The organism is Streptomyces venezuelae (assembly GCF_008642315.1).
Taxonomy (GTDB): domain Bacteria; phylum Actinomycetota; class Actinomycetes; order Streptomycetales; family Streptomycetaceae; genus Streptomyces; species Streptomyces venezuelae_D.
In genome coordinates this window covers 3,909,884-3,931,285 of sequence record NZ_CP029192.1, presented here as the reverse complement: position 1 = coordinate 3,931,285, position 21,402 = coordinate 3,909,884, and the positions used below count along the sequence as shown (strand labels likewise).

Genomic DNA, 21,402 nt, shown 5'->3' with positions numbered 1-21,402 from the left:
GTGCATTGGAACAGCCATGCCGTTTGCCCTCTTCCCCCTGATGCTCTGCGTCTTCAGCGTCGGCAGCGCGGAGCTGGTCGTCGCCGGTGTCCTGCCGGCCATCGCCGGTGACCTGGACGTCTCCCTGTCCGACGCGGGGCTGCTCGTGACGGCGTACGCGCTCGGCGTCGTGGTCCTCGGCCCGCTCGTCACCCTCGCCACCAGCCGGGTGCCGCGCACCCCGCTGCTGCTCGCCCTGATGGGGCTGTTCGTGGCGAGCAACGTGCTCGCCGCGCTCGCCCCCACGTACGCGGTCCTGATGACCGCGCGCGTGCTCTCGGCGATCACCCACTGCACGCTGTTCGCGGTCTGCATCGTCGTCGCGGGGTCGCTGGCGGAGAAGGGCAAGGAGGCCTCGGCCGTGTCGCGGGTCGCCGTCGGCCTCAACCTCGCCACCGTGCTGGGCGTGCCGCTCGGCGTCCTCCTTGAGGAGCACTTCGGCTGGCGCTCGGCGTTCTGGAGCATCGCGGGCCTCAGCCTGCTCGCCCTCGCCCTGGTCGCCTGGCGGCCGCCCGTCACGCCCGCGCCGGTCGCCGGCGCGTCCGGTGGCGTCGGTGCCGAGCTGCGGGTGCTGCGCAACCGCACGGTCCAGATCGCCATCCTGCTCACCGCGCTGGCGATGGCGGGCGTCTTCACCGCGTACACCTTCGTCAACCCGATCCTCACCTCGATGGGCGGGTTCGACGACTCGACGGTGAGTTGGCTGCTGCTGCTCGTCGGCTGCGGCTCCCTCGTCGGCAACCTCATCGGCGGCAAGCTCGCCGACCGCGCGCTGATGCCCTCGCTCGTCGGCGTCCTCGCGGTGCTCGGCGCCGACCTCGCCCTGATGGCGCTCGGCGGCGACGTGCCCTGGCTCCTGCTCGTCCTGCTCGTCGTCTTCGGCGCCGCCTACTTCGCCGTCATGCCGGGGCTGCAGGCACGCATCCTCAAGGGAGCGGGGGACGGCGCGCCCACGCTCGCCATCGCCATCAACATCGGCGCCTTCAACATCGGCATCGCCTTCGGTGCCTGGTTCGGCGGTCAGATCCTCGGCCTCGACCACGGGCTGCGCGTCGTCATCGCCGCGTCGGCGGTCCTCTCCTGGCTCGCCATGTCCCTCGCGGCCAACGAGCTCAGGAAGGACCGGCGCGCCGAGCGCGCCGCCGCCCCGGAGCCCGCCGCCCCGGACCCCGCCTCCGCCCCCGCTTCGCGCGTTCCCGCCACGGCCGACTGAGGCAGGCCCCCGTCGTCCGCGGCCCCACCTGCCGCAGCAACCACCTGTGGCACCCGACTTCTCCTGGAGTAGCACTGATGAGTGAGCTCACCCGGCGCAAGGTCCTGCGGCGATCCGCGGTGGCGGGCGGCGTCGCCCTGGGCGCGACGGTCCCCGGCGCGGGATTCGCCGAGGCCGCGCCCGTCCGGGCCACGTCCGTCCGGGCCACGTCCGTCCGCGCCGCGTCCACCGCCTCGTCGGCGGCCGGTCCCGCGGTCACCGTGCGGCCCGACGACGCCCGCTACCCGGAGCTGATCCGCGGCACCAACCAGCGCTGGGTCGGCAGCCCCGACTACGTACGTCTGGTGACCAGTGCCGACCAGGTGGTCGACGCCGTCAAGGAGGCCGTCGCCGCGGGCAAGCGCGTCGCGGTGCGCAGCGGCGGGCACTGCTACGAGAACTTCACCACCAGCTCCGACATCAAGGTCGTCATCGATCTGTCGCAGCTCGCGTCGGTGACGTACGACGCCGGTCAGCGGGTCTTCGTGGTGGAGCCGGGCGCCTGGCTCTCCGACGTCTACAGCACCCTGTTCAAGCGCTGGGGCGTCACGCTGCCCGGCGGCTCCTGCCCGTCGGTGGCGGCCGGCGGCCACATCGTCGGCGGCGGCTACGGCGCGCTGTCCCGCCTGTTCGGGCTCACCGTCGACCACCTGCACGGCGTCGAGGTCGTGACGGTGGACAAGGACAAGACCGTGCGCAAGGTGGTCGCCACCCGGGACAGCGCCGACGCCCGCCTGCGCGACCTGTGGTGGGCGCACACCGGAGGCGGCGGCGGCAACTTCGGCATCGTCACCAAGTACCTGCTCCGCACCCCCGACGCCACAGGATCCGATCCGGCGAAGCTCCTGCCCCGCCCGCCCGCGGAGCTGCTCACGTCCACCGTCACCTGGTCCTGGGACGGTCTGACGCAGACGGGCTTCAAGCGTCTGGTGAAGAACTACGGCGACTGGTTCGTCGCCCACGGCGGCCCCGACGCCGCCCACCTCGACCTGTTCAGCCAGCTCAAGGCGGCCCACAAGGCGGCGGGCGCGATCACGATGGTCACGCAGCTCGACGCCACCCGCGCCGGCGCCGAGGCCGACCTGGACGCGTTCGTCGCCGCCGTCGGCGCGGGCGTGCCCGTCAAGCCGCAGGCGAGCACTCAGCGGCTGCCGTTCCTGCACGCCACCAAGTGGCCCGGCTTCGCGGGCGGCGACCCGACGCTGCGCTTCGAGGACAAGTCCGCGTACATGCGCGCGAGTTTCCCCGACGACCAGCTCTCCGCCGCGTACCACCACCTGACCCGCACCGACTACACCAACCCGGCGGCGCTGCTGCTCATCGCGGGGTACGGCGGGCGCGTCAACGCCGTCGCGCCCGACGCGACCGCGGTGGCCCAGCGGGACTCGGTGATGAAGCTGCAGTACCTCGCGTTCTGGCAGGACGCCGCCGAGGACGAGCGGCACCTGGCGTGGGTGCGCGAGTTCTACCGCGACGTCTACAGCGCCTCCGGCGGCGTCCCCGCGCCGGGCCGCGTCAACGACGGCTGCTTCGTCAACTACGCCGACGTCGACCTCGGCGACCCGGCGCACAACACCTCGAAGACGCCGTGGCACGCCCTGTACTACAAGGACAACTACCCGCGCCTGCAGCGCGTGAAGGCCGCCTGGGACCCGCGCGGCATCCTGCGCCACGCCCAGTCCGTCGAGCCCTCCGCGGGCTGACCCCCTGATCTCCGCGGTCCCTCCCCGGGCCGCGGCGCCGCGCCGGCCCCACAACCGGCGCGGCCTCCCCTCCCGCACGACAGCAGAACGAACACGACGACAAGGAGAAAGCGATGCCTTTCGCTTCGACGCACGGCTCCAAGGTGGAGTACTTCGAGACCGGCACCGGCCCCGGCCTCGTCCTGGTCCACGGCACCGGCGGCGACGCGGGAACGTACGACCAGCTGCGCGACACCTTCAGTGACCGCCGCACCGTCGTCGTCCCCAACTACTCGGGCAGCGGCGCCACCGAGGACGAGGGCGGTCCGCTCACCCTGGACCTGCTCGTCGACCAGATCGACGCCGCGATCGAGGACAGCAGCGCCGAAGGCCCCGTCGACCTGGTGGGCTGGTCGCAGGGCGCGCTCGCCGTCGCCGCCTACGCGGCCGCGCACCCGGAGAAGGTGCGCCGCCTCGTGCTGCTCACCGGCTGGATCAAGAACGACGCGCGCCAGCAGCTCTACTTCGACCTGTGGCACCGCCTCGACCAGCTCGACCACGAGACGTTCGGCCGGTTCCTCCAGCTGAACGGCTGGACCACGGCGCAGGTCAACTCCTTCGGCGTCTCGGGCGTCGAGGAGATGGTCTCGGGCGGCGTCCCCGCGGGCATCGGCCGGCAGATCGCGCTCAACCTGGAGCTCGACATCACCGAGCAGCTGCCGAAGATCACCGCGCCGACGCTGGTGATCGGCGCCACGCACGACAACATGATCCCGGTCCAGCACTCGCGCGCGCTGCACGCGGCCATCAAGGGCAGCCGGTACGCCGAGCTGGACGCCGGTCACTTCGCGGTCTTCGAGAAGCCCGCCGAACTGGCCGAGCTGGTCGAGGAGTTCCTCGCGGAGGACGACGCGAAGGGCGAGACCGAGGCGGCCTGAGCCTGCTGCCGTACGGAGCCCGGCCGGGGCGGTGAGAGCCGCCCCCGCCGGGCTCCGTCGCGTGCTCCCGCTACCGGGCCGGCGGCGCCGGGGTGTGCCGGAGCCGGTTGACCAGGGATGCCGTCTCCGGCTCGAAGGAGGCCATGTCCAGGGCGAGCGACAGCTCCTTGGCGAACGTGCCCTGCGCCTGGGCGACCAGCTTCTTGCCCTCGGCGGTGAGGTGGGCGAACATCACCCGCCGGTCCTCCTCGCCGACCGTGCGGGCGACCAGGTCCTCGTTCTCCAGGCGGGTCACCAGCCGGCTCATCGTGGACTGGCTCGACCCCACCGAGTCGGCGAGCTCCTGCATCCGCAGCGCGCCGCGCCCCAGGACCGACAGGGCGGTGAACTCCGAGGCGGTCACGCCGTGTTGGCGCTGGAGCTTCTTGTCGAGCGTCGTGCTCACCCCGTTGACCAGGAGCAGCAGCTGCCTCCACAGTTCGAGTTCGCCACTGAGTCGTCCGCGCGCGGCAGTCGCCATGCCGTCCTTCACCGTCCCGATATCCGCCTGCGCCCGAACCCCGGCCCCCTGGGAAGCGGCTCGGCGCCCCACGGTGTCGTCACAGCAGTGTGAAATACTTGCCTTTGCAAGCATAGGTCAAGGTGCGTCACGAGGGCCAGCATGTGGACGCACGGAAGAGCCGGCGCACCCCCGGGCGGGGCACGCCGGCTCTCGTCGTGGCTACGGGCGGCGCTCCGCGCGGGGTGCGGCCCGGCGCTCCGCGCGCGGCTTGGCGAACCGCCGCATCAGCGGCATCTCGACGCCCTTGTGCAGCAGCCACGCGAAGGCCATGCACACCACGAAGTACAGGACCATGACGCCCATGCCGCCGGCGAACCCGAACTGCCGCGTCTCGCCGATCAGCGAACGGACGTGCACCAGAAGGACGTTGTGCACGATGTAGAAGGCGAACGACACCTCGCCCAGCCACACCATCACGCGCCCGCGGAACGGGGAGCGGCCCCCGCGCAGGTCGGTGGCGGCGACGGCGGGGATGAGCAGGGCGAACGGGATGAGCGCCGCCGCGTTGAGGCCGAAGAGCCAGGGCGTGGCGTTGGCGATCGCGTACCCGACGGCGACGAGACCGCAGGCGGGCAGCATCCCCAGGTTGATCCAGCGGCCGGTCATGAGGATGCGCGCCATGACGATGCCGAGGACGAAGTCGAGGGTGCGCACCGGCGGCAGCATGTAGACGGCCCAGTACTGGACCTCGGAGACCGGGAAGCCGTTGGACATCGTGCCGTCGGGCAGCAGCAGGTAGCCGAGCGCGGGGATCGCGGTGATGACGGCGACCAGGCCGCCGGCCCACGCCCACAGCCGCTCGGGGCGTATCGCCGAGATCCAGCGGTGCAACAGGGGGAAGCAGAGGTAGAAGAAGACCTCGCAGGAGAGCGACCAGCTCGGCGGGTTGATGCTCAGGTACGTGTGGTAGTCGGGGATCCACGTCTGCAGCAGGAGCAGGTTGGGCAGCCACTGCTGCCAGGTCGCGGTGGCCGCGGCGAACAGCACCATCGCGCCGATCCAGCCGACCACGTGGCTCGGGTAGAGCTTGACGAGGCGGCGGCGCCAGAACCTGCGGGGCGTGTCGTCCTGGCGCGCGGAGTAGGTCAGGATGAAGCCGCTGAGCAGGAAGAAGAACGTGACGCCCATCCACCCGGTCTTGCTGGCGGCGGCGTGGAAGAAGTCCGAGACGTCGCCGCTGAAGGGGTTCAGTGGCGGCTCGGTGGTCAGGGACGCGTGGAAGAGGAAGACCATGACCGCGGCGATGAAGCGCAGGCCGGTCAGCGAGGGGAGCCGGGCGAAGCCGACCGGTCTCGCGGCCGGGGCGGGGTCCGTACCGGCCGTACCGGCTGCGCCGGCTGTGCTGTCTGCACCGGCTGTGCCGGTGGTCCTGCTGGGGGGTGCGACATCCGTCGCCATGGGAACCTCCGTGAGTGAGTTAGATTGCATCCTGATGCAAGGATTAGTGCCGCGCGCCTGCGGCCAGTTCCCGCTGGATCGCGTCGAACGAGCGGTTCTTCGTCTCGGGGACCGTGCGCACCACGAAGACCAGCGCCGCGACGCAGACCGCGGCGAAGAACCAGAAGACGCTCGCCTCGCCGAACTGGTCGGCGGCGGGCAGGAAGAGCTGGCCCACGACGAAGTTGGCGGACCAGTTGACGAGGACGCACAGCGCGACCCCCTTGGCCCGTACGGCGGGCGGGAAGACCTCGGCGGCGAGGATCCAGAACACCGGTCCGATGCCGACCGCGAAGGCGGAGACGTAGAGCCCCATGGAGACAAGGCTGACCACGTGCGAGGCCCCGCCGAACGCGCCGTTCAGCGCGCAGCCGAGCGGCACGAGCGCCGCGGCCATGCCCACCAGGGAGAGCAGGAGCAGCGGCTTGCGGCCCGCCCGGTCGACCAGCGGGATCGCGGCGACCGTCATCAGCAGGTTGGCGACGCCGATGGCGACCGAGTACATGATCGAGTTCGTGGCGGGGAGCCCGGCGCGCTGCATGATGCTGGGGGCGTAGTAGATGATCGTGTTGATCCCCGCGAACTGCTGCACCGCGCCGATCGTGACGCCGATCAGCAGCGCGCGCCGCACGACGGGCTCGGCGAGCATCCCGCGCAGTGTGCCGTGGCTCGCGCCCTTCGCCCGTGACATCACCTCGCCGCGCCTGCGCCGCTGGAGCCACACCGGGCTCTCGGGGACGAAGAAGAGGCCGACCAGCATCAGGACGGACGGGAGCAGACCCGCGCCGAACATCGCGCGCCAGTTGGCGTCATCGGCGAACCAGAGGTTGATCAGGTACGAGACGAGGATGCCCGCGGTGAGCAGGATCTGGTTGACCGTGATGAGGCGGCCGCGCAGCCGGGGCGGCGCCACCTCGGCGAGGTAGAGCGGGACGAGCGAGGAGGCGGAGCCGACGGCGAGCCCGAGGATCACGCGCGCGGCGACCAGCGTCCAGAAGCCGGCGGCCAGGGTGGCGAGCAGCAGCCCGAGCGTGAAGGTGGCGGCGATGACGATCAGCGTCTTCCGCCGTCCCCAGCGGTCGGCGGGCGTACCGCTCCACAGGGCGCCCGCCGCCGCGCCGAGCAGGAGCGACGAGATCACCGCGCCCTCCTGGAAGGACGTCAGGTGGAAGTCCTCCTTGAGGAAAAGGAGCGCTCCCGAGATGACGCCCGTGTCGAAGCCGAAGAGCAGTCCGCCCAGGGCGACGACGCCGACGGTGAACGCCAACCGCCCGGTAGGAATGGCTGATTCCAGTCCTTCGGACTCCGTCGGCCCCCCGGGGGCCAGGGACGTCGCCTCGTCAGATGTCACGGTCACCGACGGCACTCTCCTTCTTGAGTCTGTATGCGCAGGGTTCGTGTCTCACACGCCGTACCTGGTCCGGTACACGGCATAGCGGCTGTGCAACTCCCGCCGTGAGAGGTCGAATTCGGCGGGCTGGAAGGGGCGTGCGCGGCGGGCCTCGCGGGCCGTCCCGGCGACGAACGTCGTCACGACGCGGTCGAACATCGGTGTCGCCGTCACGCCCGCGAAGGCGAGCACGGCACGCACCTGCCCCGCCGGGTCCGCCACCAGGTCGTCGAAGCGCAGGTCGAGCAGGCGCCCCCGGGGGACGTCGAGCCTGGCCCGCTCGGCCGCCACGAGGTGGCGCTCGACGCGGTCGGCCCACTCCTGCCCGGTGGGCCGGACCTGCCGGGCCGTACGTCCGCGCAGCGCCGTCGCGATCCCGGCGCACGCGGCGACGGTGTCCGCGGGATCGCGGTGCACCTGGACGACCTTGGCGTCGGGGTAGACCCGCAGGAGCTGCTTCAGGTGGCGGGCGTGGAAGGAGTCGCGCAGGACCGGGCGGGAGGCGGGGACGCGCCAGGTGAGCGCCTGGAGCTGGGCGCGGTGGAACGCGTACGCCTCGGTCGTGTCGGTCGTCTCCAGCCAGGCCGCGTAACCGGGCACGCGCCAGGCGAGCGTCGCCGCCATGCCGTGGAACGCGTTGCCGAGCAGCCGGTGGCAGCCGCCGGGCCGCGTGGCGCCGATGAGCAGCCCGGAGCCCCGCCCGGCCGTGGCGAGCGCCGTGTCCCGCGCGACGCTCCCGGCCCGGTCGAGGGCCGCGCGGCGCCCGCGGATCGTGGTGGGGCGGCCCGCCGGGTCGTGCAGTTCGGCGAGGGTCGGGGCGTCGAGTCCGGGGTGCTCGGCGAGGGCGTTGTGCAGCATCGCCGCGCCGCTGCCCGGCAGTCCGGTGACGAAGATCGGGGCGCGGATGTCGTTCAGGGCGATCTCGGGCCGGTCCCGCAGCAGCCGGATCATCTGCTGCTGCTTCAGCAGGGCCGTCACCAGGGCGGAGCGTGCGGCCGCGCGGCCCTCCGCGTGCAGGTCGGCCTCGGTGTCGAGGGAGTGGAGGAGACGGTCGAGCGCGGGCAGGAAGCGCAGCCCGACGGCGTCCGCGCCGCCTTCCGCGCCGCCGTCCTCGCGCACCCGGTCCAGGAGGTCGTCCACGGCGAGCACGTCACGGTCGCGTCCGCGCGGTAGCCCGCCGGGCATCCCGTGCGCCGCCGTCCGCAGCGGGGCGCCGGCTCCCCGCCGGGGCCGGCCCGCGGCGCGCCCCCAGACGGGGCCGCCTCCGGTGCCGCCCCAGGGAACAGCCGACTCGCGTGCGAGGACAGCGGGTTCACTCCGTCTGCTCACCGACCCACCTTCCTGATACGTGCGTCACTCGGCGCCGTGCGTGTCGTGTCCGCACGGCGGCAGGGCCGGGTCGGCCCCGTCGAGTCCTGGATGTTCTTCGCGTACGTGTCCCGCCCGGCCTCCGCCCCGGCGTCAGTGCCCGGAGAGGCCCGGCAGGACGAGTGCCCAGAGGCGGGAGAGGTGCCGCTCGACGCTGCCGTCGTCCTCGGCCGATTCCTCTCGCTCGCCTTCGCCCTCGCTCGCGTGACCGTGGATCCGCCCCCGGATGCGGGACTCCGCACCCGCGAGGAGGTACTCCGCGAGGAGTGCCACGTCGCGTCCGCCGACGGCGGGGGCGAGTCCGGTGCGGCCCGCGCGGTCGAGGGCCTCCGCCACCGCGGGCAGCCACAGGGCGGACCACGTGCCGTCGCTGTCCGGGACCTCCCGCCAGAGCCGGACGGCCGCGCGCACCACTTCGTCCTCCTCCAGGAGCCGTGCGAGCGCGAGGGTGAGCGCGACAACGCTGTCGAGCGCGGGCGCCGTGCCCGAGCCGGCCTCCGCCACGCACGCGCGGACCGCGGCGTCGCCGCGGGTCCGCACGGCCTGCGCGAGGCCCGCCTTGGAGGAGAAGTGGAAGGTGAGGGCGCCGACCGAGATGCCCGCGGCCCCGGCGACCCGGGTGAGGGAGGTGCCCTCGTACCCGGTCTGCTCGAACTCGTGGGCCGCCGCGCGGACCAGCGCCTCCCGGGTCCTCGCGGCCCGTTCCTGCTTCACCATCTCGCCCTTCCCTGTCCCCCCGGAGCCGTGGCATCCGCTCCGGTCCTGCACGCCACAGCCACTGTGGGCACTGGGCGCTTCGCCGACAACGCCGACTTCCGAAAGTCGCCCCTCGTGCCGCACGGGACCGCATGGACTTGGCCAAGTAGCGGCGGTCCGCGTGCCTGTTCGGCCCCCGGGCTTCAAAAGAAAACGAACGTTCTCTATTCTTGTGGGAGTCAGGCGCCATCACGGGGAGGGAATGCCATGACGGAGCTGCAGGACCACCGGCTGCCCGAGCTGATCGCGGACGGGTCGATCACCTCGTACGCGGAGACCGTCTTCGGTCATCTGCGCCGCGCTGACCAGCGGCGCTGGGCAGCGGCCTACGTACTGGGGCTGCTCACCACGCCCGGCAGGAAGTCGGTCAAGCGGCTCGCGGCACAGCTGCACGCGGGACCGACGGCCGCCCAGTCCCTGCACCAGTTCGCCAACGCCAGCCCCTGGGAGTGGAATCCGGCGCGGTACGAGCTGCTGCGTCTGGCCGAGCGCCGCACCCGGGTCCGTGCCTGGACCGTCGGCGTCGCGGTGCTGCCCAAGCGGGGCAGCCACTCCTGCGGCGTGCACCAGCGGTTCGAGCGGGCCACGGGCCGCACCGTCAACTGCCAGATGGGGATCGGGCTCTTCCTGTCCTCGGACACCGACCACATTCCCGTGGACTGGCGGCTGCGGCTCCCCAAGGAGTGGGACGAGGACGAGGAGCTGCGGGCGCGGACGCGCATCCCCGACACCGTGCGGCACTGCTCTCCCACGGAGCACGTCCTGAACCTCGTCGACTCGCTCACCCCGCACACCGGCCGCGAACCGGTCCCGGTGGTCGCCGACACGAGCCACCACCCGACGTCCGGGGCGCACCTGGCCACGGAGCTGACCGCGCGCGGACGCCACAGCGTGATCGCCGTGCCGCACGGACTGCGGGTCGTGCCGGAGGGACAGCGCGTGCTCACGCCGGGCGCGCCCGACGGCATCCTCACCGCGGGACGGCTCCTGCAACTCCTGTCGCCGAAGGGCGCGGTGTCGGCCGCGGTCGACTTCCGGCACGGTGCGCCGCGCGTGGACCGGCTGGTCTCCGCCCTGGTGCGGCTGCCCGGGCGGCGGGGCGTCTCACCGGGCGTCTACCGGGTCTTCGCCCGGCGCAGGCCCGGCTCGCCGGGTGTGGGGCGTGTCTGGCTGACCAGTCTGGTCAACCCGCGGCTGCACGATCTGCTGCCGCTGGTGCAGGCGCACTCGGGCACGGTCGGCGCTCTCGCCGACCTCACGGAGAACTACGGCCTGCGCGACTTCGAGGGCCGCTCGTTCCCCGGCTGGCACCACCACATGACCCTGGCGTCGGCCGCGTACGCCTACCGGCGGCTCGTCGCGCCGGACCCGGCCGAACAGTGGCCGCAGCGCCGCATCGCCTGAAGGCGTACACAGGACGTGTCGTGATGTCGCGTCAGCTCGCGCGGTCGAAGTCGACGGCGCTGTACGCGCGCAGCTTCGCGAGCCGGTGCGTGGAGTCGATGCGGCGGACCGTACGGGAGCGGGAGCGCATCACCAGGGACTCCGTGGTGGCGCCCGCCGCGCCGTAGCGCACGCCACGCAGCAGTTCGCCGTCGGTGATGCCGGTGGCGACGAAGAAGACGTTGTCGCCCTTGACCAGGTCGTCCGTGGCGAGGACACGGTCGAGATCGTGGCCGGCGTCCAGGGCGCGGCCGCGCTCCTCGTCGTCCCGCGGACGCAACTTGCCCTGGATGGTGCCGCCCAGGCACTTGATGGCGCAGGCGGAGATGATGCCCTCGGGGGTGCCGCCGACGCCGAGCAGCAGGTCGACGCCGCTGTCCTCCTGGACGGCGAGCACGGAACCCGCGACGTCGCCGTCGGAGATGAGCTTGATGCGGGCGCCCGTCGCCCGGACCTCGTCGATCACCGCCCGGTGCCGCGGCCGGTCCAGGACGACGACGGTGACGTCCTCGGGCGCCAGGTTCTTCGCCTTGGCGACGCGGCGGACGTTGACCGACGCGGGCGCGTCGATGTCGACGAAGTCGGCGGCCTCGGGGCCGGTGACGAGCTTGTCCATGTAGAAGACGGCGGACGGGTCGAACATGGCGCCGCGGTCGGCGGCGGCGAGCACGGCGATCGCGTTGGGCATGCCCTTGGCGGTCAGGGTCGTGCCGTCGATCGGGTCGACGGCGATGTCGACCTCGGCGCCGGTGCCGTCGCCGACGCGCTCTCCGTTGAAGAGCATCGGGGCTTCGTCCTTCTCGCCCTCGCCGATGACGACGACGCCGTTCATCGAGACGGTGGAGACGAGGGTCCGCATGGCGCGCACGGCGGCGCCGTCGGCGCCGTTCTTGTCGCCGCGGCCGACCCAGCGGCCCGCGGCCATGGCGGCGGCCTCGGTGACCCGGACGAGCTCCAGGGCGAGGTTGCGGTCGGGAGCCTCCGGGGCTACCGCAAGCGGGGAGGACGTCGGGACGGGGGAGGTGAGCAGAGACACCGGTGAGACCTTCCGATTCCGTGCACGGGCAGCTTCCGTCCGGACGTTACGTCCCGAGTGCGCCTCGATGCCCGCCCCGGCCCCCGATCCCCCCACGCCTTTGGCAACTCCCCGAGGCCCCGCGGCCCTTGGGCGCGCGTCGGCCGGGGCACCCCCCTCCTGTGCCCCGGCCCGCGCGTACGACCGCCGTGCCTCAGGCCGCCGTCCACCCGCCGTCGACCGGCACGGAGCCGCCCGTGACGAACGACGACCGGTCGCTGAGCAGCCACGCGGCCGCCTGCGCCACCTCCACCGGGTCGGCCATCCGCTTCTGCATGGAGCGGGAGACGAAGCTCTCCTCCAGGGACGGTGTGTCCGTGAGCACCTGGTCCATCAGCTCCGTGCGGGTGCTCCCCACCACCAGGGCGTTCACGCGGATCCCGCGTCGGCCGTACTCGTCGCCGCCCGCTTTCGTCAGGCCGAGCACCGCGTGCTTCGCCGCGATGTACGACGCCGTGGCCCCCGTCGCGACGACGCCCGCGGCGCTGGACGTGTTGACGACGGCGCCCCCTCTGCCGTCCGCGAGCATCGCGGTGATCTGCGCCTTCATGCAGTTCCAGACGCCGCGTACGTTGACGTCGATCACCTGGTCGAAGACGGCGTCGTCGGTCTCGTGCAGCGGTGTGCCCGCGGTGGCCCACCCGGCGTTGTTGAACCCGCCGTCCAGTCGGCCGTACGTCTCCACCGCCGCGTCGACCACGCGCCGCACGTCCGCCGGGACCGTCACGTCCCCGGCGACCGCGAGGGCCCGCCCACCGGACTCCGCTATCTCCGCGGCGATCTTCTCGATCAGCGGCTCACGGCGTGCCGTGAGGACCACCGCGGCCCCCTCCGCGGCGAACAGGCGTGCCGCGGCCGCGCCGATGCCGCTCGAAGCGCCGGTGATCATGATCGTCTTGCCGGCCAGCATGCCGTGTCCGCCGTGTCCGCCGTGCGTCGTGGTGTCGTTCATCGTCTTGCCGTCCCCCTGGTTGTGGTGGTGTCCGGTTCAGCTGGCCGTCGTCGCGGGCCAGTTGGCGCCCGCCGCGGCCTCGGCGTCGAGGGTGCGCAGCAGCTCCTCGTCGATCGCGTCCAGCGAGTCGACGATGTGCCGCACCGACAGCTCCTCCATGAACGTGCGCTGGAAGCTGCAGGGATGGCCGATGAACGGCACGCCGAGCCCCTTCGCCGCCTCGGCGACCCGGGCGACGTCGTCCACGAACAGCACCTCGTCGAGGCCCAGCGAGAACACGTCCTCGGCGATCTCCTTGATGCCGGGGCGGAAGGAGTCGGTGCAGACGTAGCCGGGGCCGTCGAAGAGGTGGGCCCAGGAGCCCAGGTGGGTGTCGAAGTGGGGCTTGCTCAGGCCGCCGTAGCAGACGACCTGGAGGCCCAGGCCGCGTATCCGCTCGATGAGTTCCGCGGCGCCGGGGTTCGGCCGCACGGGGTGCTCGGCGACGTACCGGTCGCGTTCGGCGAAGTAGAGCTCCAGGGCCTCGTCGCCCGTGATGTCGAGGCCGGCCGCGCGGGCCATCTCGCCACCGGCGACGCGGCGCGGCTGGGAGAGGATGCGCCGCTCGGTCGAGGCGTCGTACACGCCCCCGCGGCTGGTGATGAAGTTGCCGATGACGGGGCTGAACGTGTCGTTGAGCAGAACGCCGTCGATGTTGAGCGCGACGAGGCGCAGTCGGTCGAAGTGCTGGTGCATGGAACGTCCTTGGCTGCTGATCGGTCGGAAAGTGATGTGGTGCTAGGGCCTGTGTCGGAAGCCCCGTCGTTCGCCCGGAGGGCGGGCCCGACAACGCCGCGAGCGTGCGTGCCGGGCGTCGCCGGGCAGACGGGACTTTCGACACAGGCCCTAGGAGGGGGCCGTCGTCAGGCGTTGACCGCGGCCTCCCGCGACTCGCTCACGTCGATGCTGTCGGCGGCGCTCGCCGTGGCGATGGCGGGCATGAGCAGCCGCCACATGGCCCGGGTCCGCTCGGGCAGGTCCTCGCGGCCGGTCGCCAGCAGGGAGTACGCCTGGAGGCCCGTACACGCGGAGACGATGAACTCGGCCAGCGTGCGGACGTCGACGTCCGGGCGGACGTCGCCCGCCGTGCGGCCGTCGGTGAGGCACTCCTCCATGATCCGGGCCCACTCCCGGTAGGGCGTGGCGTCGTCGAGGCCGAAGCCGGTCTGTTCGCTGGTGAGGCGGACGCCCGCGCGCAGCGTCGGGTCCGTCTGGAGCTTGTGCGCCCACACGAACGTGATGTCCACCAGGCGCTGGAGGCCCTGCGACTTCAGGGCGGGCACGATGCTCGCGGGCTGGGCCCGCATCACCGCCAGGGCCAGCGCTTCCTTGTTGGGGAAGTGGAAGTAGACGGCTCCGAGCGTCACACCGGCGCGGTTCATGATCTCCCGCATGCTGGCACCGCTGTACCCGCGTTCGTCGAAGACCTCAGCGGCGGCGCGAAGGATTTCCTCGCGCGTCTTCTGGGCCCGCTCCTGCTTCGGTTCCGGCATCCGGACGGCCTCTCTCGACAAACAAAAAGAACGCACGTTACTTTACGCGTCATGGTTCTGGGAGACCAGAGCCCGCGCACTTCGATCGGGCATCACACATCCCTGGGGGGGACCCATGACTCTCGTTTCGTATGCACAGACCACGCCAGCTACCCAACTGCGGGACGTGCCGCAGGAGTACGTCCACAAGCTGGTCAGCGCCGAAGTGCTGCTGACCGGCTGGGCGCCCGCGGGCGAGGACCGGGTGACGGTCACCGCCCGGTGGCCGCGCGGCCACGCCTTCTACGAGCCCGTCACCGGACGGCACGACCCGATGCTGCTCGCCGAGACGTTGCGGCAGAGCATCCCGCTGATCTCGCACGCCCTCTACGACGTGCCGCTCGGCCATCACCTCATCTGGCAGCACTTCACCTTCGAGGTCGCGCCCGACGCGATGGTCCTCGACAGCGGCCCGATGGACGTCGAACTCCGCATCACCTGCGGCGACATCACCCGGCGCGGCGGCCGCCTCGCCGCCCTCACGATGGACATCGAGATCCTCCGCGACGGCCGGCACCTGGGAACCGCGCACACCCGCTTCAGCAGCAACGCCCCGGCGATCTACCGCAGACTCCGCGGCGACCGCGGCACGGCGCCGGGCGCCACGTCCCCGACGCCGCTCACCCCGCCGATACCGCCCGCCCCGGCGGGCCGGAACCACGCCGACGACGTAGTGCTCTCACCCACCTCGCAGCCGCACCAGTGGCAACTGCGCGTCGACCAGACACACCCCATCCTGTTCGACCACCCCGTCGACCACGCACCCGGCATGCTCCTGCTCGAAGCCGCCCGCCAGGCCGCCCACGCCGTCCAGGACCCGCTGGGCAGGCCCGCCTTCCCGATCCGCTTCGAGTCGGCGTTCTTCCGCTACGTCGAGTTCGACGCACCCTGCCTGATCACCGCCCACGTCGAACCCGCCGCCTACCCGAAGGGCCACCAGAGCATCTCGGTCACCGCCCTCCAGGAGGACAACGAGGCCTTCTCCTGCCGCGTGACCCTGGCCCACCCGGCCCCGTGAACCACCCGACCCCGTGAACCACCGGGCCCGGCGGAACGGAGGGCCGCCGGGCCCGGTACCACGCCTGAACTACCGACCGACCAGCCGCTGAATCGTCGCCCGCCCCGCATGCCCCCAGGTCACCTTGCCGCCGGGCAGACCCCGTTCGCCGTTGCGGCCGACGTCGATGAGGGCGAGGGACTGGATGGCCGCCCAGCCCTTGGCCCGGCGGATCATCGCCGGGTCGGCGCGGCCGTACGCCTCGAAGAAGCGGGGGGCGGCGCCCTGCGGCAGGAGGAGCCACGCCGCGCCGAGGTCCGTCGCCGGGTCTCCCGCGCAGAGTTCTCCGAAGTCGAGCACTCCGGTGAGGGCGCCGTCGGCGACCACGACGTTCGCGGGGTGCAGGTCGCAGTGCAGCCAGGTGGGCGGGCCCTGCCAGGCGGGGGCCGCGACGGCGTCGTCCCAGAGGGCGCGGAGGGTGTGCGCGTCGTCCGTTCCGATGCCGGTGTCCTCGGGCGACAGGTCCGCGAGCCGGCCGGGGAAGTCGTCTGCGAGCGGGCGCAGTGGGCCGCCCCTGCCCTGGTGCGGGGGCGCCCCCGGCGGCGCGGGTTCGTGCAGTGTTCGCAGGAAGTCGCCGAGGGCTTCCGCGGCCTGGGCGCTGCGGCTGACCGGTGTGCGGTCCGCCGGTGTGCCCGGCACCCAGGCCGCCACGGTCCACGGTTCCGGGAAGCGGGTGGACGGGACACCCAAGCGCAGGGGTGTCGGAACGGGAAGGGGGAGGCCCGGCGCCATGGCCGGCAGCCAGCGGTACTCCTTGCGCAGGAGTCCGGGCGCGCGCTCCGTGCGGGGCATGCGCAGCGCCAAGTCGTCGCCCAGGCGCCAGAGTTCGTTGTCCCAGCCCCTGGCGGCCCGGCGGATCTCCAGATCCGCCAGATCCGGGTGCTGTTCCTTGAGGAGGGTGCGCAGTAACGGTTCGGTGATCTCGGGGGACTTGATGGTGGCTCCTTAGCGGCGGGCGGTGTTCCGTTGAGGCCTGCGGCTTGTGCGAGCGCCCACCGTGAACCGGACCTCGTGCACGGAGTTCCGTGCGCCCGGCGGCGGCTGGACGCGTCCCGCCGCGTCCGTCGCGCGCGAGCGGACCGTGTGCCGGCCCGGCGCCAGCGCGCGGCGCAGGGAGAAACCCTGCCAGGCCGGGTCGCCGCCGGGGACGTCGAGGGTGGCGGGCTCCCACGGGCCGCCGTCGAAGGAGAGGTCGAGGCGGACGACCTCTGTCGTGCTCCAGGCGCGGCCTCTGAACGCCCAGCCGGTGTAGGGGAGTTCGGCTTCCGCGTCGGGGGAGAGGATCTTGCTGTTGACGTCCAGCGCGCGCACCGGCTGCGGGGTGTCGTGCCCCGGAAGCGTCCGCGTGTAGAAGGTCGTCGTGAACATGTGCTCCGGGCGTTCGTCCGTCAGCACGATCCGGGTCAGCCACTTCACCGAGTTCGTGCCGAACATCCGCGGGACCACGGCCCGCAGCGGATACCCGTGCCGGACGCGCAGCGGCTCGCCGTTCATGCCGTGGGCGAGGAACACATCGCGGCGCGCGGTCTCCAGGGGGAGGTCCTTCACGTACGAGAGGCCGTCCTCGCCGTGGAAGGAGCCGGTGTCGGCACCCTCGAACAGCACGTGCCGGGCGGTGGGCAGCGGGCCCGCGCGGTCCAGGAGGGCGGCGAGGGGCAGGCCCGTCCACTCGATGTTCGTCACCGCGCGCGTCGGCGTCTCGGGCCGCAGCGGGCTGCCGAAGCACTCGTGGACGGCGGTGAGTTGGTCCGCCGGGATGGCGCGGAGCGTCGCGAGGTCCAGGCGCAGGGGGCGTTCCACCAGGCCCTCGACCGTCAGGGTCCAGGCCGCGGCGTCGATGTCGGGGAAGCCGCCGAGGTGACTGCGGACGAAGACGTTGTCCACCGGCGTGATGAAGTCGGGGCCGGGGGCCGGATCCCCGTGCGAGGGGTCCTCGGGCGGCGGCGTCAGCGGCGGCGTGGCCGTCGGGGCGGGCGCGGACGCGGGCGAGGGCGCGTCGGACGGCGGGCGGGGCGTGGTGCGTGCGGTCATCGGGCGGCTCCCTTTCCGGGGCGTCCGGGGCGTCCGGGGCCTCCGGGGCTGCCGGGGCCGTCGGGTTAGGCGCCGGACTCCGCCCCGCCGCGGTGCGGCGCCGCGTCCGACGCCTTCATCGCCAGGACGAACAGGGCCAGCATGGCCAGGGACAGAGCCGTGGGCGCGATGAGCATGACGAGAATTCCCCCCGGGTTCTCGAAGTCGTGCAAACCTCAAGATCCTAGGGGGACTTCGCCACCGGGCCCAATCCTTTTCCGCTCCGCCCGTGTGTCGGAACGCGGCTCAGCAGTTGCCGCGCGCCTCCTTGCCCGCGAACCGGTCCGCCAGCCACTGCGCGGCGAGCGGCGACTGCGTGATCACGCCGCTGACGTGCTCACCGACCGGCACCGTGTGCCACTCGACGTTCGCGCCCCGCCCGCACCATTCCTTGCGGACCTGCTTGCCCACGGCGTACGGGATGAGCTCGTCGCCGAGCGCGTGGTACTGGTACACGGGCGCGTCCGGCCGTGCCGACCCGACCCGGGACTCGGTCAGGCGCTGCTTCCAGTCGGGCTGGTCGAGGGGGTTCTTCGTCGTCATGGACGCGATCGTCTTGAACGAGCCGAGCACCGAGCCGTCCGCGACGCAGGAGTTGCGCAGGGCGCCGATGAGCGTCCTGCCCTTGGAGTTGAGGTAGGAGTCGAGCTTCAGCTCGGGGAAGGCCGCGTTCTGGCCGATCGCCGCCATGAAGATCAGGCCCGACCCGTACAGGCCGTCGTTGAACTTCGCGACCTTCAGCAGGTCACCGGGTACGCCGCCGGTCGCCGTGCCCTTGACGTCGAGCTCGGGAGCGTACGAACCGTGCAGCTCGGCCGCCCACGACGAGGCCTGGCCGCCCTGCGAGTAGCCCATGATGCCGACCGGCGTGTCCTTGCCGAGACCCGCCTCGGGCAGGCGGATCGCGGCGCGGGCGGCGTCCAGCACGGCCTGCCCCTCGGCGCGGCCCACGGTGTACGTGTGGTCGCCCGGTGTGCCGAGGCCTTCGTAGTCGGTGACGGCGACCGCCCAGCCCCGCAGGGTGAGCTGCTGGATGAGGTTGGCCTCCACGGTGGTGCCCTTGGGGAAGCCCGCGCTGGGGGCGCAGTGGTCGCCGACCCCGACGGTCCCCACGGCGTACGTGATCAGGGGGCGGGGGCCCTTCCTGCCGTCCTGGGGCACGATGACCGTGCCCGAGACGGTGTTCGGCTCGCCCTTGGCCGTGGTCGAGCGGTAGTGGATCTTCCAGGCCCTGGTGTCGGTCGGCTGGCCGGGGAGCGGGTGGAAGCTGCTGGGTTCGGAGGACACGATGTCGCCGGGGGACGCGGCTTTCGCGGGGGTCTCGGTGGTCGTGGGGGTGCCGGTGGGTACGGCGGCGGCGTGCGCCGCGGTGAGCGGGGTGATGGCCGACAGGCCGAGCGCGGCCACCACGGCCCACGCTCTGGCGCTGGTACGTGTGTGCATGCGGCTCTCCCAACTTTCCTCAGGGGCAGGGGTGTTCTGTCAACGACCGTAGAGACCGGCGGGTAATCGCCGGGATGACCGGGACGCTCACCTTCGTTGACCTCGGCTCGCAGGTATCCAGGCCGCCGTCTCGGCGCTACGTTCCCAGAGGGGGAGCCGCGGGGCCCGGACGCGATGGGGGTGTGGCGCATGCTCGACGACGCCATGACGGCGCCGGCGGCCGAGGGCTGAGCGGGCCGGTGGGCACCGGGCCGTTCACCCGGCACGGCCCGCACCGCGCCCGCGCGGCCTCGCGAGCCCCCTGCTCGCCCGCGGGACGCTGCCCGACCCCGGCGGCATCCTCCGCCGACCACACCCCCGGGGTCCCCCATCAGGCCGTACGCGTCCGCCGACTGGTCCAGCGCAGCATCCGCGAGGCCGGGCGCCGCGGGCGAACACGGACGCACCGGGACGGAAGCAGGACCCCACCATCCGACCCCGAACGGAGAACCGCCATGCCGGAAGAGACCAGCCAGTCGCGGCCCGCCCGTCTGGAACAGGCCCTCGCCTGCTTCCACGAGGCGCGCGGGCTGACCGACCCCGAGGAGTCGCCGGGCGTCTACGGCATCATCCTGCACGACATCGCCGACACCTACCGCGACGCCCACGACCTCAAGGAGGCCGTCGAGTACTTCCGGCAGGCCGTCTCGTACAAGCAGCGGGCCGACAATCCGAGCGACCTCGCCACGACGATGACGGCCCTCGCCAACACGCTGGTCGCGATGGGCGAGCGGTCCGAGGCGCGGGACATTCTCGAGCAACTCGCCGCGGAGGTACCGAAGATCGGGGACACCGAGCGGCGCGCCGCGGTCCTGCACAACATGGCCCTCACCTACGAAGAGCTGGGCCGCATGGGCGTCGAGGGGGCCTATGCCGACGCCGTGGCCTCCTGCCAGGCGGTGCTCGCCCTGATCGACGGCGCGTCCGACCCCGGCTGGTACGCGTCCGTGCTCAAGGACATGGGGGACGTCTACGACGCGCAGGACATGCTGCCGCAGGCCCACGCCGCGTACGAGGAGGCCGTCCGCCACACCCGCCGCATGGAGTCCACGTCCGCCTCGCTGATCACCGTCCTGATCGCCCTCGGCCGCACGAGCAGGCGGCTCGGCAAGCGGGAGGGGGAGACGACGGTGTCCGGCGACGGCGCGGCGGTCAACGGCGCCCGGTTCGACGCCGTGCGGTCTCAGCCGCGCGGCGCCTCCTCGGAGCCCCCGTCGGACGCGCCCCCGCCGCCGGACGGCCCGCCACCGGAGGGGAAGGCGTCCGACGAGGAGTCGTAGGGCGGGGCTCCGGGCGGGCGTTCCGTCTCCGTGCGGTAGGCACCCGGTGTCGTGCCCGTCCAGCGTCGGAACGCCCGGTGGAACGCGGTGTCCTCGGAGAATCCGAGCCGGGCCGCGAGCTCGGCGATCGGCTCGCGGCCCTCCACCAGACCCGCGATCGCCGCGTCGCGCCGCACCGCGTCCTTCAGCCGCTGGTACGACGTGGACTCCTGGGCGAGCCTGCGGCGCAGCGTCGCCGGGCTCACCGCGAGCCGCGCCGCGATCTCGCCGAGGGAGGGCAGCCGCGGCGATGAGCGCAGCGCCCGGGCGAGGACGCGGCGCACCTGCTCGGCGACGGTCGTGCCGTACTCGCGGCGGCTGAGGAGCTCGAAGGGGGCCCGGCGCAGCATCTCGTCGAGCGCGTCCTCGTCCCTGACGAGCGGCGCGTCGAGCCAGTGCGGGTCGAAGCCCGCGCCGGTCCGCTCGGCGCCGAACCGCACGGGGCACCCGAAGAGCAGCTCGTACTCGTCCTTGTGCGGGGGCGGCGGATGCCCGAACTCGGCCCAGCGCAGCGGGATGCGGCGCCCGATCAGCCAGCTGCACAGCCGGTGCCAGATGATGACGAGGCACTCGGCGAGGAAGTAGTCCTGTTCGAGGTCGCTGCGCACGCCGAACACGGCCTCGTCGCCGCGCCGTTCGAGGACGAGGTCGGGGCCGCCGGGGAACAGTCCGTAGAACGTCGCGCCCCGCTCGACGGCCGCGCCCAGATCACGGCAGCCCAGCGCGGCCTGGCACATCATCGCGAACGTCCCCGGCCTGCTGACGGCGGAGCCGAGACCGAGGAACTCGTCCTGCGTCGCCCGGTACAGCTCACGGAAGAGCCGGGCGAACTGGGGCGCGGTGACCCGCGCCCGGTCGTCCCCGAGCAGGAGCGGCGGAATCTGCGCTCCCCGCAACAGCGGCACCGTGTCCACGCCGTGCCGCTCGGCGCCGCGCAGCACGGCCCGTACGTGGTGCACGGTGATCGTCCGCCTGGCCATGCCACGACGTTAGCGCCGGGAGGTCCGAC

The 21,402-nt window shown here is 72.7% G+C and carries 20 protein-coding genes; 6 read left to right on the top strand and 14 right to left on the bottom strand.

Annotation, left to right across the window (positions count from 1 at the left end):
• Nucleotides 1–16: 16 nt before the first annotated feature.
• The 3 genes from DEJ48_RS16755 to DEJ48_RS16745 all read left to right on the top strand — a co-directional run bounded on the left by DEJ48_RS16755 (nt 17) and on the right by DEJ48_RS16745 (nt 3,911).
• Complete coding sequence (locus DEJ48_RS16755) at nt 17–1,252, top strand: MFS transporter (RefSeq protein WP_150216975.1); 1,236 nt, start codon at nt 17–19, stop codon at nt 1,250–1,252.
• A gap of 77 nt (nt 1,253–1,329) precedes the next feature.
• Entirely contained in the window at nt 1,330–2,994 is a 1,665-nt protein-coding gene (locus DEJ48_RS16750; protein WP_150216974.1) for an FAD-binding oxidoreductase, read from the top strand.
• A gap of 113 nt (nt 2,995–3,107) precedes the next feature.
• The gene (locus DEJ48_RS16745) at nt 3,108–3,911 is read left to right on the top strand and encodes an alpha/beta fold hydrolase (protein WP_150216973.1); all 804 of its coding nucleotides are present in this window, start codon (nt 3,108–3,110) and stop codon (nt 3,909–3,911) included.
• Between the two features lie 70 nt (nt 3,912–3,981).
• Here the strand turns inward: DEJ48_RS16745 and DEJ48_RS16740 are convergent, their stop codons facing one another.
• From DEJ48_RS16740 to DEJ48_RS16720, 5 genes are all read right to left on the bottom strand, one after another.
• Nucleotides 3,982–4,431 (bottom strand): MarR family transcriptional regulator, encoded by a 450-nt coding sequence (locus DEJ48_RS16740; protein ID WP_150216972.1) that lies wholly within the window; start codon nt 4,429–4,431, stop codon nt 3,982–3,984.
• Between the two features lie 201 nt (nt 4,432–4,632).
• The gene (locus DEJ48_RS16735; protein WP_150216971.1) at nt 4,633–5,871 is read right to left on the bottom strand and encodes an acyltransferase family protein; all 1,239 of its coding nucleotides are present in this window, start codon (nt 5,869–5,871) and stop codon (nt 4,633–4,635) included.
• A gap of 43 nt (nt 5,872–5,914) precedes the next feature.
• Complete coding sequence (locus tag DEJ48_RS16730) at nt 5,915–7,204, bottom strand: MFS transporter (RefSeq protein WP_411757541.1); 1,290 nt, start codon at nt 7,202–7,204, stop codon at nt 5,915–5,917.
• A gap of 108 nt (nt 7,205–7,312) precedes the next feature.
• Nucleotides 7,313–8,629 (bottom strand): sulfotransferase family protein, encoded by a 1,317-nt coding sequence (locus tag DEJ48_RS16725; protein ID WP_223832073.1) that lies wholly within the window; start codon nt 8,627–8,629, stop codon nt 7,313–7,315.
• Between the two features lie 132 nt (nt 8,630–8,761).
• Nucleotides 8,762–9,385: a TetR/AcrR family transcriptional regulator gene (locus DEJ48_RS16720; RefSeq protein WP_150216970.1), complete on the bottom strand. Its 624-nt coding sequence runs from the start codon at nt 9,383–9,385 to the stop codon at nt 8,762–8,764.
• A 246-nt stretch (nt 9,386–9,631) separates the two neighbouring features.
• Between DEJ48_RS16720 and DEJ48_RS16715 the strand changes: the two genes are divergently transcribed.
• Nucleotides 9,632–10,828, top strand: coding sequence for a transposase (locus DEJ48_RS16715; protein WP_150216969.1), 1,197 nt, complete (start codon nt 9,632–9,634; stop codon nt 10,826–10,828).
• A 31-nt stretch (nt 10,829–10,859) separates the two neighbouring features.
• On the opposite strand, the gene glpX is transcribed toward DEJ48_RS16715, so the two are convergent.
• The 4 genes from glpX to DEJ48_RS16695 all read right to left on the bottom strand — a co-directional run bounded on the left by glpX (nt 10,860) and on the right by DEJ48_RS16695 (nt 14,426).
• Nucleotides 10,860–11,897 (bottom strand): class II fructose-bisphosphatase, encoded by a 1,038-nt coding sequence (glpX, locus tag DEJ48_RS16710; RefSeq protein WP_150221224.1) that lies wholly within the window; start codon nt 11,895–11,897, stop codon nt 10,860–10,862.
• A gap of 199 nt (nt 11,898–12,096) precedes the next feature.
• On the bottom strand, nt 12,097–12,894 hold the full coding sequence (locus tag DEJ48_RS16705) for an SDR family NAD(P)-dependent oxidoreductase (RefSeq protein ID WP_411757461.1): 798 nt from the start codon (nt 12,892–12,894) through the stop codon (nt 12,097–12,099).
• A 36-nt stretch (nt 12,895–12,930) separates the two neighbouring features.
• On the bottom strand, nt 12,931–13,629 hold the full coding sequence (locus DEJ48_RS16700; RefSeq protein ID WP_150216968.1) for an HAD family hydrolase: 699 nt from the start codon (nt 13,627–13,629) through the stop codon (nt 12,931–12,933).
• A 167-nt stretch (nt 13,630–13,796) separates the two neighbouring features.
• Nucleotides 13,797–14,426, bottom strand: a complete 630-nt coding sequence (locus DEJ48_RS16695; protein WP_150216967.1) for a ScbR family autoregulator-binding transcription factor — start codon at nt 14,424–14,426, stop codon at nt 13,797–13,799.
• 115 nt (nt 14,427–14,541) lie between these two features.
• Between DEJ48_RS16695 and DEJ48_RS16690 the strand changes: the two genes are divergently transcribed.
• Complete coding sequence (locus DEJ48_RS16690; RefSeq protein ID WP_150216966.1) at nt 14,542–15,483, top strand: ScbA/BarX family gamma-butyrolactone biosynthesis protein; 942 nt, start codon at nt 14,542–14,544, stop codon at nt 15,481–15,483.
• Nucleotides 15,484–15,552: 69 nt separating this feature from the next.
• On the opposite strand, the gene DEJ48_RS16685 is transcribed toward DEJ48_RS16690, so the two are convergent.
• The 4 genes from DEJ48_RS16685 to DEJ48_RS16675 all read right to left on the bottom strand — a co-directional run bounded on the left by DEJ48_RS16685 (nt 15,553) and on the right by DEJ48_RS16675 (nt 19,035).
• On the bottom strand, nt 15,553–16,458 hold the full coding sequence (locus DEJ48_RS16685) for an aminoglycoside phosphotransferase family protein (protein WP_150216965.1): 906 nt from the start codon (nt 16,456–16,458) through the stop codon (nt 15,553–15,555).
• A 9-nt stretch (nt 16,459–16,467) separates the two neighbouring features.
• Complete coding sequence (locus tag DEJ48_RS16680; protein WP_150216964.1) at nt 16,468–17,553, bottom strand: molybdopterin-dependent oxidoreductase; 1,086 nt, start codon at nt 17,551–17,553, stop codon at nt 16,468–16,470.
• 65 nt (nt 17,554–17,618) lie between these two features.
• Complete coding sequence (locus DEJ48_RS39745) at nt 17,619–17,765, bottom strand: hypothetical protein (protein WP_190537455.1); 147 nt, start codon at nt 17,763–17,765, stop codon at nt 17,619–17,621.
• A 73-nt stretch (nt 17,766–17,838) separates the two neighbouring features.
• Nucleotides 17,839–19,035, bottom strand: coding sequence for a lipase family protein (locus DEJ48_RS16675; RefSeq protein ID WP_150216963.1), 1,197 nt, complete (start codon nt 19,033–19,035; stop codon nt 17,839–17,841).
• Between the two features lie 494 nt (nt 19,036–19,529).
• On the opposite strand from DEJ48_RS16675, the gene DEJ48_RS16670 reads away from it, so the two are divergent.
• The gene (locus tag DEJ48_RS16670) at nt 19,530–20,354 is read left to right on the top strand and encodes a tetratricopeptide repeat protein (protein WP_190537453.1); all 825 of its coding nucleotides are present in this window, start codon (nt 19,530–19,532) and stop codon (nt 20,352–20,354) included.
• On the opposite strand, the gene DEJ48_RS16665 is transcribed toward DEJ48_RS16670, so the two are convergent.
• A complete protein-coding gene (locus tag DEJ48_RS16665; RefSeq protein ID WP_150216961.1) occupies nt 20,258–21,373 on the bottom strand; it encodes an AraC family transcriptional regulator in 1,116 nt (371 codons plus the stop codon). The genes DEJ48_RS16670 and DEJ48_RS16665 overlap by 97 nt on opposite strands.
• Nucleotides 21,374–21,402 lie beyond the last annotated feature (29 nt).

What these genes read in the sequence shown, in the direction of transcription:
- DEJ48_RS16705 (WP_411757461.1), bottom strand. Translation starts at nt 12,894, where the DNA reads ATGAACGACACCACGACGCACGGCGGACACGGCGGACACGGCATGCTG.
- DEJ48_RS16740 (WP_150216972.1), bottom strand. Translation starts at nt 4,431, where the DNA reads ATGGCGACTGCCGCGCGCGGACGACTCAGTGGCGAACTCGAACTGTGG.
- DEJ48_RS16720 (WP_150216970.1), bottom strand. Translation starts at nt 9,385, where the DNA reads ATGGTGAAGCAGGAACGGGCCGCGAGGACCCGGGAGGCGCTGGTCCGC.
- DEJ48_RS16745 (WP_150216973.1), top strand. Translation starts at nt 3,108, where the DNA reads ATGCCTTTCGCTTCGACGCACGGCTCCAAGGTGGAGTACTTCGAGACC.
- DEJ48_RS16670 (WP_190537453.1), top strand. Translation starts at nt 19,530, where the DNA reads ATGCCGGAAGAGACCAGCCAGTCGCGGCCCGCCCGTCTGGAACAGGCC.
- DEJ48_RS16690 (WP_150216966.1), top strand. Translation starts at nt 14,542, where the DNA reads ATGACTCTCGTTTCGTATGCACAGACCACGCCAGCTACCCAACTGCGG.
- DEJ48_RS16665 (WP_150216961.1), bottom strand. Translation starts at nt 21,373, where the DNA reads ATGGCCAGGCGGACGATCACCGTGCACCACGTACGGGCCGTGCTGCGC.
- DEJ48_RS16715 (WP_150216969.1), top strand. Translation starts at nt 9,632, where the DNA reads ATGACGGAGCTGCAGGACCACCGGCTGCCCGAGCTGATCGCGGACGGG.
- DEJ48_RS16750 (WP_150216974.1), top strand. Translation starts at nt 1,330, where the DNA reads ATGAGTGAGCTCACCCGGCGCAAGGTCCTGCGGCGATCCGCGGTGGCG.
- DEJ48_RS16735 (WP_150216971.1), bottom strand. Translation starts at nt 5,871, where the DNA reads ATGGCGACGGATGTCGCACCCCCCAGCAGGACCACCGGCACAGCCGGT.
- DEJ48_RS16755 (WP_150216975.1), top strand. Translation starts at nt 17, where the DNA reads ATGCCGTTTGCCCTCTTCCCCCTGATGCTCTGCGTCTTCAGCGTCGGC.
- DEJ48_RS16680 (WP_150216964.1), bottom strand. Translation starts at nt 17,553, where the DNA reads ATGACCGCACGCACCACGCCCCGCCCGCCGTCCGACGCGCCCTCGCCC.
- DEJ48_RS16675 (WP_150216963.1), bottom strand. Translation starts at nt 19,035, where the DNA reads ATGCACACACGTACCAGCGCCAGAGCGTGGGCCGTGGTGGCCGCGCTC.
- DEJ48_RS16700 (WP_150216968.1), bottom strand. Translation starts at nt 13,629, where the DNA reads ATGCACCAGCACTTCGACCGACTGCGCCTCGTCGCGCTCAACATCGAC.
- DEJ48_RS16695 (WP_150216967.1), bottom strand. Translation starts at nt 14,426, where the DNA reads ATGCCGGAACCGAAGCAGGAGCGGGCCCAGAAGACGCGCGAGGAAATC.